General features: G+C 62.4%; 15 protein-coding genes and 2 pseudogenes. 12 read left to right on the top strand and 5 right to left on the bottom strand.

What is annotated here, in order from left to right; genetic code table 11:
• Positions 1-199: 199 nt before the first annotated feature.
• Positions 200-742, top strand: a complete 543-nt coding sequence (locus tag VSR34_RS19410) for a cysteine hydrolase family protein (RefSeq protein WP_342963226.1) — start codon at positions 200-202, stop codon at positions 740-742.
• Positions 743-1,103: 361 nt separating this feature from the next.
• Here the strand turns inward: VSR34_RS19410 and VSR34_RS19405 are convergent, their stop codons facing one another.
• Positions 1,104-1,556, bottom strand: coding sequence for an AraC family transcriptional regulator (locus tag VSR34_RS19405; protein WP_342963225.1), 453 nt, complete (start codon positions 1,554-1,556; stop codon positions 1,104-1,106).
• Positions 1,557-1,649: 93 nt separating this feature from the next.
• On the opposite strand from VSR34_RS19405, the pseudogene VSR34_RS19400 reads away from it, so the two are divergent.
• The 8 genes and pseudogenes from VSR34_RS19400 to VSR34_RS19365 all read left to right on the top strand — a co-directional run.
• Positions 1,650-1,917 (top strand): annotated as a pseudogene (locus VSR34_RS19400) (SDR family oxidoreductase); the annotation flags it as partial.
• 64 nt (positions 1,918-1,981) lie between these two features.
• Entirely contained in the window at positions 1,982-2,323 is a 342-nt protein-coding gene (locus VSR34_RS19395) for a hypothetical protein (protein ID WP_342963224.1), read from the top strand.
• 385 nt (positions 2,324-2,708) lie between these two features.
• Positions 2,709-3,560 (top strand): AraC family transcriptional regulator, encoded by an 852-nt coding sequence (locus tag VSR34_RS19390; protein ID WP_342963223.1) that lies wholly within the window; start codon positions 2,709-2,711, stop codon positions 3,558-3,560.
• 260 nt (positions 3,561-3,820) lie between these two features.
• Positions 3,821-5,290, top strand: coding sequence for a catalase (locus VSR34_RS19385; RefSeq protein ID WP_342963222.1), 1,470 nt, complete (start codon positions 3,821-3,823; stop codon positions 5,288-5,290).
• Between the two features lie 36 nt (positions 5,291-5,326).
• Entirely contained in the window at positions 5,327-5,968 is a 642-nt protein-coding gene (locus tag VSR34_RS19380; RefSeq protein ID WP_028212582.1) for an HD domain-containing protein, read from the top strand.
• Positions 5,969-6,139: 171 nt separating this feature from the next.
• Positions 6,140-6,886, top strand: a complete 747-nt coding sequence (locus tag VSR34_RS19375; RefSeq protein WP_342963221.1) for a glucose 1-dehydrogenase — start codon at positions 6,140-6,142, stop codon at positions 6,884-6,886.
• Between the two features lie 640 nt (positions 6,887-7,526).
• Entirely contained in the window at positions 7,527-8,114 is a 588-nt protein-coding gene (locus VSR34_RS19370) for a YSC84-related protein (RefSeq protein WP_342963220.1), read from the top strand.
• Between the two features lie 160 nt (positions 8,115-8,274).
• Entirely contained in the window at positions 8,275-8,550 is a 276-nt protein-coding gene (locus tag VSR34_RS19365) for a DUF883 family protein (protein ID WP_028212579.1), read from the top strand.
• Positions 8,551-8,607: 57 nt separating this feature from the next.
• On the opposite strand, the gene VSR34_RS19360 is transcribed toward VSR34_RS19365, so the two are convergent.
• Entirely contained in the window at positions 8,608-9,873 is a 1,266-nt protein-coding gene (locus tag VSR34_RS19360; protein WP_342963219.1) for an NAD(P)/FAD-dependent oxidoreductase, read from the bottom strand.
• Between the two features lie 172 nt (positions 9,874-10,045).
• Between VSR34_RS19360 and VSR34_RS19355 the strand changes: the two genes are divergently transcribed.
• Positions 10,046-10,810 carry a class I SAM-dependent methyltransferase gene (locus tag VSR34_RS19355; RefSeq protein WP_342963218.1) on the top strand — a complete coding sequence of 255 codons (765 nt, stop codon included), beginning with the start codon at positions 10,046-10,048 and terminating at the stop codon, positions 10,808-10,810.
• A gap of 4 nt (positions 10,811-10,814) precedes the next feature.
• Here VSR34_RS19355 and VSR34_RS19350 read toward each other — a convergent pair whose 3' ends face one another.
• On the bottom strand, positions 10,815-11,267 hold the full coding sequence (locus tag VSR34_RS19350; RefSeq protein WP_342963217.1) for a signal peptidase: 453 nt from the start codon (positions 11,265-11,267) through the stop codon (positions 10,815-10,817).
• A 35-nt stretch (positions 11,268-11,302) separates the two neighbouring features.
• A pseudogene (locus tag VSR34_RS19345) lies at positions 11,303-12,012 on the bottom strand (beta-ketoacyl synthase N-terminal-like domain-containing protein); the annotation flags it as partial.
• A 138-nt stretch (positions 12,013-12,150) separates the two neighbouring features.
• On the opposite strand from VSR34_RS19345, the gene VSR34_RS19340 reads away from it, so the two are divergent.
• Positions 12,151-12,750 (top strand): LysE family transporter, encoded by a 600-nt coding sequence (locus VSR34_RS19340; RefSeq protein ID WP_342963216.1) that lies wholly within the window; start codon positions 12,151-12,153, stop codon positions 12,748-12,750.
• Positions 12,751-12,974: 224 nt separating this feature from the next.
• Complete coding sequence (gene purU / locus VSR34_RS19335; protein ID WP_028212559.1) at positions 12,975-13,856, top strand: formyltetrahydrofolate deformylase; 882 nt, start codon at positions 12,975-12,977, stop codon at positions 13,854-13,856.
• Here purU and VSR34_RS19330 read toward each other — a convergent pair.
• Positions 13,749-14,138, bottom strand: coding sequence for a hypothetical protein (locus VSR34_RS19330; RefSeq protein WP_342963215.1), 390 nt, complete (start codon positions 14,136-14,138; stop codon positions 13,749-13,751). The genes purU and VSR34_RS19330 overlap by 108 nt on opposite strands.
• Positions 14,139-14,371 lie beyond the last annotated feature (233 nt).

Here is a 14,371-nt window from a genome sequence, read left to right as displayed (position 1 = left end):
GACGTCTTGAAGCGGTTACTGCACTATGTTCCGTATGAACTTCCTCACGCTCACTACCACTACTACCACGACCGCTTATGGCGGCCCGTGAGGTCGGTGCGTGAGCTTCAAATACCGTATCGCCCCAAGGCCCCGCCAGTGATGGACGGGGCCTTGAAGTTTCTCCGTGCGTTACTGGCAACATTCAAGGAGAAACGCAATGCGGAGTCCCAAGCCTCAACGCCGCGCCCTCTTGATCGTTGACATGCAAGTCGGATTGTTTAATGGTCCAGAGACGCCTCACGACGGGGCGCAAGTTCTTGCGAACATTAACGAGCTGATCGGAAAGGCTCGCCGAGTCGGTGCTCCAATCTTCGTTGCGCGACATACGGGCCCCAAAAGTTCGCCCATTGAGCCCGGCAGCCCGCTTACACAACTGTTGCCGGATTTGGCCGTTGATGCGATGGCGGACACCGTGTTCGACAAAACCCGGCCTAACTGTTTTCTGGGGACCGGACTAGCGGACTCGTTACGGGCAGCATCCGTTGACGAGTTGGTGATCGTCGGGATGAAAACGGAATACTGCATCGACGCAACTTGTCGGGCAGCAGCGGATCTGGGTCTCCGACCCGTGCTGGTGGCCGACGCGCACACCTCCATGGATACGCCGGTGTTGTCTGCGCAAAGCATTATCGACCACCACAATTGGACATTGAATGGCCCGTTCGTGAGGCTTGTGAGCACGGCGGAATGCGAGTTCTAGCGATCGTTGATGGCGAGTGCGGTCGCCGGAATTTGCAGGGGTGCGCGTGGCTCCGTGTGACCGTTAAGGCTTGCAAACGGTCTTCGACCACGCGCAGGTACGGCCGACAGTTGTGGCTCGAGCAGCGACCATCGCTACCACCGCTAGACTGCACCGTGGATCTCCCTTCAAATGGAAGGAGATCATCATGGAAACGCAGAATGGTCGCGCCAGTGCCAAACAGCAGCCTTCCATGCAGGAACCGTGCTAGAGGCGTCCCCATTGAAACTGGCACTCTCCGACTGGCGCGGGTCGATGGCACCACGCCTACGTTGCGATGCGCGGGCTCATGAAGTGGGAACCTCGAATCCCCCGGGGTAACTCAAGCAGCATCGCGCATTGTCTTCGCATTGGTCGACTCCTCTTTGTCTCTTTTGGATGGTGCGCCAAACATCCGCGCGTATTCCCGACTGAATTGCGAGGGGCTCTCATATCCCACCTCAAACGAGGCGGCCTGGACGCTCATCGACTGTGAGAGCAGCAGCCTGCGGGCCTCCAATAGGCGCAATTGCTTCTGATACTGAAGCGGGGGGAGTCCGGTCAGCGCCTTGAATTGCCGGTGAAACGCCGACGGACTTAGTTGGGCGATTTCAGCCAGATCTTCCACACGCACTGGCTGCGAGAACTGAGCTCTTAATTTTTCCATCGCGCGCAGAACGCCGTGCGAGGCACTCCCGCTCGACGCCAGCTTTGCGATTTCGGGGCCTTTCTGACCTCTTAACAACCAATAACAAATCTGAGATGTCGCCGCCGCCTGTGGCGGCAGGAGACGCAAGTCGCGGCGTGTTCGTTGCGGACTTCGATGGCCCGCTGGCCGATTGCGCGGTGCGGGCCGTACGCTTGCTGGATACCCCGGACGCGGTCGGAAGTTGAAGCGCTGACGCGCTATATGGCCCTTGAACTCGCGCCGCGCCGGATCGCGGTCAACGTCGTAGCGCCAGGCGCAATCGCGACGGACTTTAGTGGTGGCGTCGTACGGGACAATCCGCAGGTCAACAAGGCCGTCGCCGACAACCGCTCTTGGCCGAGCGGGACTGCCGTCGGATGTGGGGCCAGTGATTGCCGGTCTTTTGTCGGATGACTTTGGTTGGGTAAACGCGCAGCGCATAGAAGTGGCGGGTGGCATTCACATCTGACTCGTCTTCACTAGTCGCCGCAGCTCGAGGCCGGGCGCGAAGTCGCTGCTCAGGACACTTATGCATGACGGTATCGCTCTCGCGCCTATCGGCCCACCTCATCTGCTCGAGGATGCAAGTGATGCGCTTGCGCGTTGGAGACCGTGACTTTACCGCAGGCGCGGGGGACACCATCGTGGCGCCGAAAGGTATCCCTCAGACCTTCCGCGTCGAGTCAGCGTCTGGCGTAAGGCTTCTGACAATCATCACCGGGCCGGGTTTCGAGGCCATGATGCGAGCCCTGAGTCGTCCTGCCGGCGCCGAGACTCTGCCCGAGAGGGTTGTCCCGACACCCGAATTCATCGAAGCGCTCACACGCACGGCCGCGCGACACGGGATCGACATCGTCGGGCCGCCGATCCTCTGACTGAGAACCCAAGGCGCGCTCGGGTGGTTGGGATCCGCAGTCGCTTCAGACGGGCAAGACGCTTTCTTCACGTTCGGCCGCGAAGGATGCAGCATCTGGCAGCACCAAAAAAGCTTTGTAAGGACCTCGATTGCGCACATTGTGGGATCTCGAATGCCCAGCGTGCACCATTGTTGTGCGCGGAGTCACCGGTCGCGCGGCAGTCACCAAACTGCGCTAGATTAGGCCTGCTTTCATTTGATCCAGCCGCCAGGCAACGGCATCAACGCTTGCACGGGGGCACTCACAGGCGCGACGAATGAACCACCGGAGTTCTGCTAATCCTGGGCAGCCTTCTCCAGACGACACCCTCGCCAAACGGTTTCTACTGCGGGAAGCGCCCACCGTGCGAGCTGAAGTCTTTTCGCAGGGACAGCCAATCTCGTTCACGCGGCTCACCAACATGCGGCCGCAACCGGGACGCTCGTTGACGCCGCAACCGGAGGAAGCATTCGTCTTCCAGATGCCACTTATTTTGAGCCCTGATCCGGGCATACGCAGTTCAAGCGGCAATCTCGATGCTTCAACGTCGTGCAGGCCCGGTGCCTGCTATCTGCTCGACCTGCGCTCGGCGCCCACGCGTCGCCTCGACATGCCGTTCGATACGATGCGGCTCTTTCTCGCCCAGAGCGCGATCGAAGAATTCACCGATCAGAAAGGGCGGCGGCGCATCGGCGGGCTGGTGCAGGCGACTCTCGGTGCAAGCGACCCGGTGCTGTTTCGTCTTGCGCACACGCTACAGGCCGTTCTCCAGCAGCCCGATCTGACGAGTTCGCTATTTGTCGATTACATCGCCCTCGCTTTTTGCGAGCATGTCATCATCCGCTACGGCAAAGCCGATCCATCGATCCGCACGCGCCGCGCCAGCCTCGCGCCCTGGCAGATGCGGCGCATTGAGGATTTTTTCGCCGCTCACCTGCACGGCAATCCATCGATCATCGACCTCGCGCGCCAGTGCGGTTTCTCCACGAGCCACTTCAGTGAGGCATTCAAGCAAACCACCGGAAGTACGCCGCATCAGTGGCTGCTAAAGCGCCGCATAGAACGCGCCAAATCCCAATTGCGCGAATCGGATGCGAGCCTTGCGACCATTGCGTCAGACTGCGGCTTTTTCGACCAGAGCCATTTTTCACGCGTGTTTTCGCGCCTCGAAGGATGTGGGCCGAAGGAATGGCGTCTGCACAACCGGTCACGCTAGCACCGCACGCGCTTTATCCATCGAATCGTTGTTTTGTCCAAGATCGGCCCTGCCCCAAACAGGTACGCTGTCTCCACATCGAAAAATCGATGTCTCCGGCCGCTCATCACCCGCTGATCGAGTGACCAACGTTACGAAACACGTCGCTTCGTGACGCCCGCAGAAATAGCACGCTGATTGTCCGTAGCGCTTCGCTCGCGCGCCTTCGCGAAACGCTACGGCGCTGCGCCTGCATTGCCCATCCCTCCTGGAGTCGTCGCATGACAAATCGCGATACGTCTGAGCGTCTTGGTCACGCAACGGGTGCGCCCGTTGTCGACAATCTGAACATCGAAACGGCTGGACCGCGTGGTCCGGCGCTCTTGCAGGACATCTGGCTGATCGAGAAACTCGCGCACTTCGACCGCGAAGTTATTCCCGAGCGGCGCATGCACGCCAAAGGATCGGGCGCGCACGGCGTGTTCACGGTCACGCATGACATCACGCGCTACACGAAAGCGAAGTTGTTTTCCGAGGTCGGCAAGACGACGCCGGTATTCCTGCGGTTCTCGACCGTGGCCGGAGAGCGTGGCGCCGCCGACGCCGAACGCGACATCCGTGGCTTCGCGGTGAAGTTCTACACGGAAGAAGGAAACTGGGACATCGTGGGCAACAACACGCCTGTGTTCTTTTTCCGCGACCCGTTGCGCTTTCCCGATCTGAACCACGCAATCAAGCGCGACCCACGTACGGGATTGCGCAACGCCAACAGCAACTGGGACTTCTGGTCGCTCCTGCCGGAGGCGTTGCACCAGGTCACGATCGTCATGAGCGATCGAGGCATTCCGCGCAGCTATCGCCACATGCACGGCTTTGGCAGCCACACGTTCAGCTTTGTCGATGCGGAGAACCAGCGGACGTGGGTAAAGTTTCACCTGCGCACCCAGCAAGGCATCGCGAACCTCACCGACGCCGAAGCCGAAAATCTCGTGGGGAAGGACCGCGAGACGCATGGCCGCGATCTTTTCGAGAGCATCGAGCGCGGCGAGTTTCCCCGCTGGACGCTCCATGTCCAGGTGATGAACGACGAACAGGCAAAGTCGCTGCCGTTCAACCCGTTCGATCTCACCAAGGTCTGGCCGAAGGGCGATTTTCCGCTGATCGAAGTCGGCGTTCTCGAACTGAACCGCAACCCCGATAACTACTTCGCCGAGGTCGAACAGGCGGCGTTCTCGCCGGCGAACGTGGTCCCCGGAATCGGCTTCTCGCCCGACAAGATGCTTCAGGCGCGCCTGTTCTCCTATGGCGATACGCAACGGTATCGGCTCGGCGTGAACTTCAATCACATCCCCGTCAACGCGCCGAAGTGCCCCGTTCACAGTTATCACCGCGACGGCGCGATGCGCACCGACGGCAACCTCGGCGGCACGCCGTCCTATTACCCGAACAGTGTCCACGAGGGGGAAGTTCAGCCCGGCCTGCATGAGCCGGCGCTGCGAATAGAAGGCGACGCGGCGCATTGGGATCACCGCGTGGACGAGGATCACTTCGCGCAACCCGGCGATCTGTTCCGTCTGATGAGCAAAGAACAGCAGCAGGTGCTGTTCGACAACACCGCCCGCCAGATCGCCGGTGTCCACGCGCATATCCAGGACCGCCACATTGCCAACTGTGCGAAAGCCGACCCGGAATACGGCGCGGGCATTCGCGAAGCCCTGGCGAAGCTCGGTGGACCGGCAGCAACGCGCTAGCGTCTTACCCATTCGAACCTTGAAGGAGAAAGCTCGATGTCACAGTTCATTCAGGATGTGAAAGTGCCCGACAGTCAACTTGCACGGGAAATTACCGAGTTCGTGCGCGACACTTCAAGCTCGCTGCTGTTTCATCATTCGAGCCGGGTGTTCCTGTTCGGTGCTCTGGAGGGAAACCGCCGCGGGCTGAAGTTCGATCCGGAACTGCTGTACGCGGGCGCGATGTTTCATGACGTGGGACTTGTTGATGGCTACAGCAGCGCGACGGAACGATTCGAAGTCGATGGCGCCAATGCCGCCCGCGACTTCCTGTCGGCGCGGGGTATCACGGCGGCCGACATCGACCTCGTCTGGACCGCGATCGCGTTGCACACCACGCCGGGAATTCCGCGCCATATGCACCCGATCGTCGCTCTCGTGACCGCAGGCGTCGAGATGGATGTGCTCGGGCTCACCTACCACGAGTTCTCCGCCGAAGAACGCGAGGCGGTGACCCACGCACATCCTCGCCCGCCGCATTTCAAGGAAGACATCCTGCAGGCGTTCTATGACGGCATCAAACGCAAACCGGAAACCACCTTCGGCAACGTGAAAGCAGACGTCATCGCCGACAAGGAGCCGCATTTCCACCGAGGGAATTTCTGCTCCGTGATCCGTAATTCGCCGTGGCCAGGCTAAGGAAAAAATCCTGCGGTTCGATGCGAGACGACTCGCGCCGCGCCATGCGTTCAGCGCTTCGTTATAGCACCGGCACAAATGACCGCATTGGTAGAAAACACTGGCGATCGCATCGTGCGCGACGCGACGCCGGCTTCCATCAACGGATTCATTGATACTGAGGTGAAGATCATGAGCAAGCTTACAGGCAAGGTGGCCGTCGTAACCGGCGCGTCGAAAGGTATCGGCGCCGCCATCGCGAAGGCGCTCGCGGCCGAAGGGGCGTCGGTCGTCGTGAACTACGCGAGCAGCAAGACCGGCGCGGACGCCGTTGTGTCCGCCATCACCACCGCAGGCGGCAAGGCGATTGCCGTGGGCGGCGACGTGTCGAAGGCAGCCGACGCAAAAGGCATCGTCGACGCGACGATCGAAACGTATGGCCGTCTCGACATCCTCGTGAACAACTCGGGCGTCTACGAGTTCGCGCCCATCGAAGCGTTCACGGAAGCGCAATACCGCAAGCAATTCGACGTCAACGTGCTCGGCGTCCTGCTGACCACGCAGGCGGCCGCCAGGCATCTTGGCGAGGGCGCCAGCATCATCAATGTCAGCTCGGTCGTCTCGACGATCACGCCTGCTACGACCGCCGTCTACAGCGGCACGAAGGGCGCAGTCGATTCGATCACCGGCGCGCTCGCGCGCGAACTCGGGCCGCGCAAGATACGTGTGAATACGATCAATCCGGGCGTAATCGTGACTGAGGGCGCAGAAAGCGCCGGGGTCATCGGTTCGGATTTCGAGACGTCAGCGGTCAGTCAGACGCCACTCGGACGCGTGGGTAGACCGGAAGACGTAGCGTCGATCGCGGTTTTCCTCGCGTCGGACGATGCAAAGTGGTTGACGGGCGAACATATCATCGCCAGTGGCGGCATGCGGTGAGATCTGCGGGTGCTGCCAGCCAGCCCGGCTAGTGGGCGACCTGCTTCGAGGCTGACAGGCACGTTCGGCAGAAGCGGACGTGTCTGTTTGCATCGAGATGAAGCAACGTACATCCGACGGTTTGTCGTCGATTATGCGCGAGCGGCCCAGTTTGATAACTTCTCAGAGACTCCGTGTTCGCGGACCGGGCTAGATTCTCTTGCCGGTCTTCTTCAACCTCAATGGTTGCTATCGGGCCCCGGGTCGAGTCCACATCGTTGAAAGCATTTCGTCATTCATAGACGGTCACCGACACGAATCCCCGTCGCACGCACACTCAAACGTCTGAAGTAATTCAGTAAGCCGCCAGCCTTCGCGACACCGAACGCGGCGGTAGCCGATTGCGGCAGGAGCGCCGACGCATTTCTGCCAGCAGCTGCGACCCGCCTATTGGACCTAAGTCCTATTGCGCAACGCGCGAGCCTGCCAAATATTGTTGGCAGGACGACGAATCGGGAGCCCGGCTGGATCAGCTCGATCGAATAACGTTCAGTCCCACTATGTCATGCCCTCAACAAAGCGAACGCATTGATTGCAAGGCCGCGTGCCGGCTAGTTACCAAAGGAAGTGAATTCGACCGTAACCCTTGATGGAGGTGATCATGCGCAGAAGATCTTTTTTGAGGACAGGTGCCGCAACGCTAACAATCGTGGGGCTGGCGCTGACCAGAATCCCGTCGGGGATAAATGAAGCGGTCGCGGCAGAGTCCAACGCGGCGAAGCGTCATGAAATCGATGCGAAGGTCAATGAGACGCTGTCGCGGTTGTACGCGACAGTCGAAGGCTCAAAAGAGCTAGTCAGCAAGGCGAACGGCGTCCTCGTATTTCCGTCCGTGATCAAAGCCGGTTTCGTCGCGGGCGGAGAATACGGTCAAGGCGCTCTGCGGGTAGGCGGCAAGACGGTCGGGTACTACAGCACGGCGGCGGGCTCATTTGGCCTGCAGGCAGGTGCGCAATCGAAGGCGGTCATCTTCCTGTTCATGACGCATGACGCGCTCACCTCCTTCCGCAACTCGAAAGGCTGGTCGGTCGGTGGCGAAGGATCGGTTGCGCTGCTGAAGGTCGGCGCGAATGGCCAGATCGATACGACAACGGCTAGCGCTCCCGTTCAAGCCATTGTGATGACCAATGCCGGACTGATGGGCGATGTTTCGCTGTCAGGCGCCAAGATTTCCCGGCTGAAAATCTGATGTCGATCGTACTGACGTGGCCGGCCCGGCCCCGCCATCACGCCTGCAGGGGCCGCTGACTTTGGTGCGCGTTTGAAGAAGCTCGTTGCGCGCTATCGCCGTGTGCTGGCCGGGCCAACAATGGTTTGAAACACCACCGCAGGAATGAAAGGAGAGACCGATGTCTGATACCAATGCCGAGCGCGCCGATCTCGGGAATCAGCCCCCGCAGCCTGAAGGCGCCAGCAGCGAAGCGACTCCAAAGCTGCATGAACTGGCGCTGCAACGACTGCACGAAGCCAGGAAAAAGGCAGCGGACGTGCAGGTCGTCGTGGTCACAAAGGGCAAGCAGGCTGCGCACATTACTGACGACTTCGTCCACGAGCGTCCGTGGGCGTCGATCGGGATTGCAGCGGGTGTCGGCGTGCTGATCGGTCTGCTGATCAATCGCGACTGACAGATGGCTTTCGCACTGCAGGCAATCCACGCGTCGCCCGAAACCAACGCCCTGCGCTCAGGGCTTGCATGCCTCATATAGCGTATTGAGCCTGCGCACAGGGTCCGCCACAAACGGATTGCTCTCGTCCCACGCGTATCCCGCGAGCACCGCGCTGATCATGCGCCGGATCGTGGGCGTCTGTCGCGGGTAGTAAATGATGTCCTGCAGCTCGCCCGTGTACCAGCGCTCGACGAAAGCGCGGAACGCGTCGATGCCCTTGCGCAACGGCACGTCGTATTCCGCGTACCAATCCACTTGCGCGCCATCGAGCGCCCGCACGAGCACCTTCACAGCCAGGTGAGCCGAACGCAGCGCGATCGTGACGCCCGATGAAAACACCGGGTCGAGAAACTCGCCCGCGTTGCCGAGCAGCGCGTAGCCCGGTCCATGCAGGCGCTCCACGTTGGCCGAATAGCCGCCGATCCGGTTCACCGGCATGAGGAACGGCGCGTCGCCGATCAACCGATTCAGCGTCGGTTCCGAGCGAACCAGCGCGCGCAGCCGCGTCTCGCGCTCCGCTTCCGGCACATCGAGGAAAGCCGCTTCGGCAACGCACCCTACCGACGTGCGCCCGCCTGCGAGCGGGATCATCCAGAACCAGACATCGCGGCGCTCAGGGTGCGTCGCCACGCAGATCTTGTTGCGATCGAAGGCGTCGAGCGGCAGCCCGTCGCGCACATGGCTGAAGATCGCGGCGCGCGTCGGCAGGCCAGTCGGCGCCTCCAGGTTAAGTAGCCGCGGCAGCACACGGCCGAAGCCGCTCGCATCGAGCACGAAACGGGCATGCACCCGATACTGCGCTCCGCTCTCGTCGGCGACGTCCAGCACCGGCGCCGCGCCCGTGCTCATGCCGAGCACGGTGTGGCCGAAGCGCACTTCGGCGCCCTGCTGCGCGGCGCAGCCGATCAGCAGTTCATCGAACTTCGCGCGCTCCACCTGATAGGTCGTGCCCCAGCCCGCCGAATGCTTGTCGCGGAAGTCGTACGTCGAGGCCTGATCGCGCCACACGAAGTGCGCCCCATTCTTGTATTGAAAGCCGGCCTCCACCACCGCCTGCAACATGCCGGCTTCTTCCAGGTACGCCATGCTTTGCGGCAGCAGGCTCTCGCCAATCGAAAAGCGCGGGAAGTGCTGGCGCTCGAGCACGAGCACCGATCGTCCGGCCTTGCGCAAAAGGGCTGCAGCAACGGCGCCCGACGGGCCGGCGCCGATGATCGCCACATCGACGTCTTCGCGCCGCGTGGAAGGGGCTGTCACTGCTTCTGCGAGGCTCTGTTCCATAGGTTCCATCCTTTCTGTGCGTCCGAACGCCCCGTTACGTTTTGTTACGCACTGTAGGTTCAATGCAAGCGTACGGCGCTGTGTGAGAACGTGATTCTGACACCCCTCGCGGCGCCCTTGCATTTACAATGCCGATTCTCGTCCACGACTACACTCGCATCGGGTAAAAAATATGTCGGTTTCCGAATCAAATTGCGTGCCGCCGTTCGTGCCGGAAACGGCATTCGGCATCTGGTTTCTGCGCACCCATACGTGGGAACATCACGTGCTGCGCGTGGCGATCAACGACCTCACGCGCCTGATCGACGTGCCGCTGCCCGACGCGCCCGAAATCGTCGACGTGGGTTGCGGCCAGGGCAAGTCGCTGCGGCTGCTTGCCGAGGCTTTCCGCCCGCGCCGCATCATCGGGATCGATTATCACCAGGCTTCGCTCGAACAGGCGGCGCTTGCTGCGCGCGCGTGCGAGCCCAGTTTTCCCCGCAGCCACCAGAATTCGCCGCACACGGGAACGAAGTTCGAGTTGCTGCACGGCGACTGCGCGCGCCTGCCGCTACCCACGGCCAGCGCGGACATCGTGTTCTGCCATCAGACCTTCCATCACCTGGTCGAGCAGGAGCGCGCGCTCGCGGAGTTCCACCGCGTGCTCAAGCCGGGCGGCGTCCTGCTGTTCGCCGAGTCGACCGAAGCCTATATCCGCTCCTGGGTGATCCGTCTGCTGTTCCGCCATCCGATGCACGTGCAGAAGAGCGCCGAAGGCTACCTCGCGATGATCCGCGACGCGGGCTTTCGCTTCGCGGACCGTAACGTTTCGCTCCCCTATCTGTGGTGGAGCCGCGCGGCGGACTTCGGACTTTTCGAGCGTCTCGGTCTGCATCGTCCGAAGCCCGGCAAACGGCGCGAAACGCTGGTCAACGTAGCGGCCATGAAGCTGGGCTGAGGCTTCAGTTTGCGAGGATCACCAAATCGCCCTTGACGGCAATGGATGCCGCGCTCGGGCTCACGCCGCAGATGTACTCGGTGGCCGAAGCGGTTTCGGTGCCGTGAAAGCGCGTGGTGGTGTTCACGACGGCGTTGGCGCCTTCGTCCTTTGCGTCAGCACGCAGCTTGTCGAGTGCGGTGGCGAGCGCCTTGTCGCACGAAGCCTCGGCGCCATCGGTCGCGCGCGCGACGCGCACGGAATGCGACGCGTTGCCCACGCGGCGAACGACGTCCGGATGCGCCTGTGCGCCAAAATACACGGCGATTTTCGATGCGGGGTCCGTGCTGAGCACCGCTTTTTGCTTTGCCAGGGAGGCCACCGGCTGGATCGGCAGCGACTCGAGTTGCGTTCCGCAACCGGCCAGCATCAGACTGACGACGGCGGCCGAACCGAGCGTAAGGCACGTCTTTTTCATTGGAATCCTCATTATTTTCAAGGTTGCCCGAAACATCAGCCCTCGTTCCAGGCGCGAAACACCAGGCTGGCGCAACTGCCGCCGAACCCGAATGAAACGGACTCGCCGTCTCGATGCGCGCAGCGCGCGTTTCGCGCACGAGCGGCATGCCGGCGGCATGTGCATCGAGCGTATCGATGCACACGGCGCCCGCGATGAAGCGATCGCGCATCATCAGCAACGTGTAGATCGCTTCGTGCGCGCCGCATGCCCCTAGCGGATGACCGCTGAGCGCTTTCGTCGACGAGAACGCGGGCACGTCGTCGCCGAACACGGCGCGCAGTGCGAGTAATTCCTCGATATCGCCCGATGGCGTGGAAGGCGCGTGCGTATTGATGTAGTCCGGCCGGCAGCCGGCCTCTTCGAGCGCCGCGCGCATCGCGCGCGCAATGCCGCCCGCCTGCGGCGCGACCATATGCGCGCCGTCGGTGCCATGCCCGAAGCCGGTCAGTTCCGCATGAATGGGCGCGTTGCGCGCCTGCGCATGCGCCAGCGACTCGAGCACGAGTACCCCGGCACCCGAACCGATCACAAAACCGTCGCGATGGGCGTCATAAGGCCTCGACGCCCGTTCCGGCATCTCGTTGAAGCCGCGCGACAGCGCGCCCATCGCGTCGAACATCAGCGTCATGTTGTCGTGCAAGGCTTCGCTGCCGCCCGCGAGCACGATGTCCTGGCGCCCCGTCTGGATGAGCTGCATCGCTTTGGCAAACTCAAATCAAGCGCGCACCCGACTACGCCGTAAAATATGCGCACCCCGCTGGAGCGCTCCGCCATTGGCCCTAATCGCGCCCCGGCTCGAATTTCCGATAATCCGAGGCAGCATTCTTCCGGTCGTCATTTCATGCTTTCCCTTTCCACCGCCGCGCTGATGGTTTCGGGCTGCGCGATCGTGCTGCTCATGCCGGGGCCCACCAACACCCTGCTCGCCGCCGCCGGGCTGAGGCAGGGACTTCGACGCTCCGTGCATCTCACCGGCGCCGAGCTGGCCGGCTATCTGGTGTCGATTTCCCTCTGGGGCATTTGCTTCGCGCACGCGTCCCAGTCCCTGAGCTGGCTGCCGAAGATCCTGCGCCTTGCCAGCAGCCTCTATCTTGCGGGGCTCGCCATCCGCCTGTGGCTCACGGCGAACTCGATCGAGACCTCGGCGGCGAGCGTCGTCACCGCGCGCACGCTGTTCAGCGCGACGGTGCTCAACCCCAAGGCCATTTTGTTCGCGGGCTCGATCTTTCCGCCTGCGGCCTTTGCGAGTTTCGCAGCGTGGCTCGAAGCCATGGCGATCTTCACGTGCCTGCTGATACCGATCGGCCTAGCCTGGATCGCCATTGGCGCGGCGCCTCGCAGCGGGCGCCTGCCGTTCGTTCGTCCCGCGCTGTTCCAGCGCTGCGCTTCGGTGGTCGTGGCGGCGTTCTCCGTTTCGCTGATGTGGGCGCTCGCGCGCTAGCGTTCAGGGGGACCTCGCGTCACCCTCGCGAATGAATCGCAAGCCAGTGCGGCGCAATGCGTTCGGCGCCTTTGTCATGTTGGCGGTTTCGTACTCGCGATACAGCGTGTGGATTCTATGTGCCGCGTGCCGATTGATGGCTTACTTTCGCCATCACGCCAGCGCCTGGCTCGCACCGCGCATGACGCGTTGCACCTGGCGCATCACGACACGAGGAGAACCGCATGTCCACCGCAGAACCGCAGCACCGCTATGTGCTCACGCTCGCATGCCCCAGCGCCGCCGGCCAGGTCGCCGCGGTCGCAAGCTTTCTCGACGCTCATCGCGGCTATATCGACGAGCTGACGGTTTTCGACGACGACATCAGCACGCGCTTCTTTCTGCGCTGTGTCTTTCACGAGGTCTTGCAGCCGGGCGCGGCCGAGCGCTTCGACCTGGCGGGGCTGAGGGACGAGTTCGCGTCCGTCGCGAGCCGGCACGACATGACGTGGGCGATTCACGACCTGCGCGTGCGCCCCAAAGTGCTCATCATGGTCTCGAAGCTCGAGCACTGCCTTGCCGATCTGCTGTTTCGCTGGCGCATGGGCGAGCTGCAAATGGACATTGCGGGCATTGCCTCGAATCACCGCGATTTCGAGCCGCTCGCGCGGCAGCACGACCTGCCGTTCCACTATCTTCCCGTCACGCCGGAAACGCGGCGTCAACAGGAGGACGCCATTCTCGACCTGTTTGCCTCGACCGGTTCGGAGCTGCTGATACTCGCGCGCTACATGCAGATACTCTCCGATGAGACGAGCCAGCGGCTGGCCGGGCGCGCGATCAACATCCACCATTCCTTCCTGCCCGGTTTCAAGGGCGCACGCCCTTATCACCAGGCGCACGTGCGCGGGGTGAAGCTGATTGGCGCGACCGCGCATTTCGTCACCGACGATCTCGACGAAGGGCCGATCATCGAGCAGGAAGTGCAGCGGGTCGATCATACATTCGACCCTGAGCGCCTACTGGCCGTCGGGCGCGACGTCGAATGCGTGACGCTCGCGCGCGCCGTCAAGGCGTTTCTCGAGCGGCGGGTCTTCATCAACGACGGGCGCACCGTCGTGCTGTGACGGACCGCGCGGCCCGTTGCGGGCCCCCGCGGCGCCGTGACGGCGCTGCGCCTGCGCCGCTAGCGCCGCGAGTGCGTCGTCGCTCATGTTGCCGGCCACCTGGCGCGCGTAGTCGTGATGCTGCCGCGCGAGCGCGGCGCCCACGCAGCGGGCCTGCAGATAGCGAAGCAGGCCGATGCGCCCGTGCCCGCGCGCCATGCTCTGCTCCAGCAGCGCGAGCGCGGCGGCGGCATCGCCGTGACAGGCGCGTTGGTTGAGTTCGACGGTTTTGGCGCGCGGCATGAAACGAGGCCTCGTGGATGGAATCGGCGTGGAACGAATGTCCCACTGACGCATGCGGCTCAAGCAGCCAGTTGACCAAATGCATAGTCGGTGTTGCTAGAATGAATGCGTCAGCGCGGCGGAACCGTAGCGCCATGCGGCCCACCGGGCGCCGATTTCGCTTTTGCGATGGTCGATGGCGGAAAACCGCAAGCGCCAGGGGGCCATACCGGCGAAGCTTGGCTGTAACCTCG

It is taken from the genome of Paraburkholderia sp. JHI2823 (genome assembly GCF_038900695.1).
Taxonomy (GTDB): domain Bacteria; phylum Pseudomonadota; class Gammaproteobacteria; order Burkholderiales; family Burkholderiaceae; genus Paraburkholderia; species Paraburkholderia mimosarum.
The sequence above is the reverse complement of the archived record's forward strand: the minus strand, read 5'-3'. Positions and strand labels throughout refer to the sequence as shown.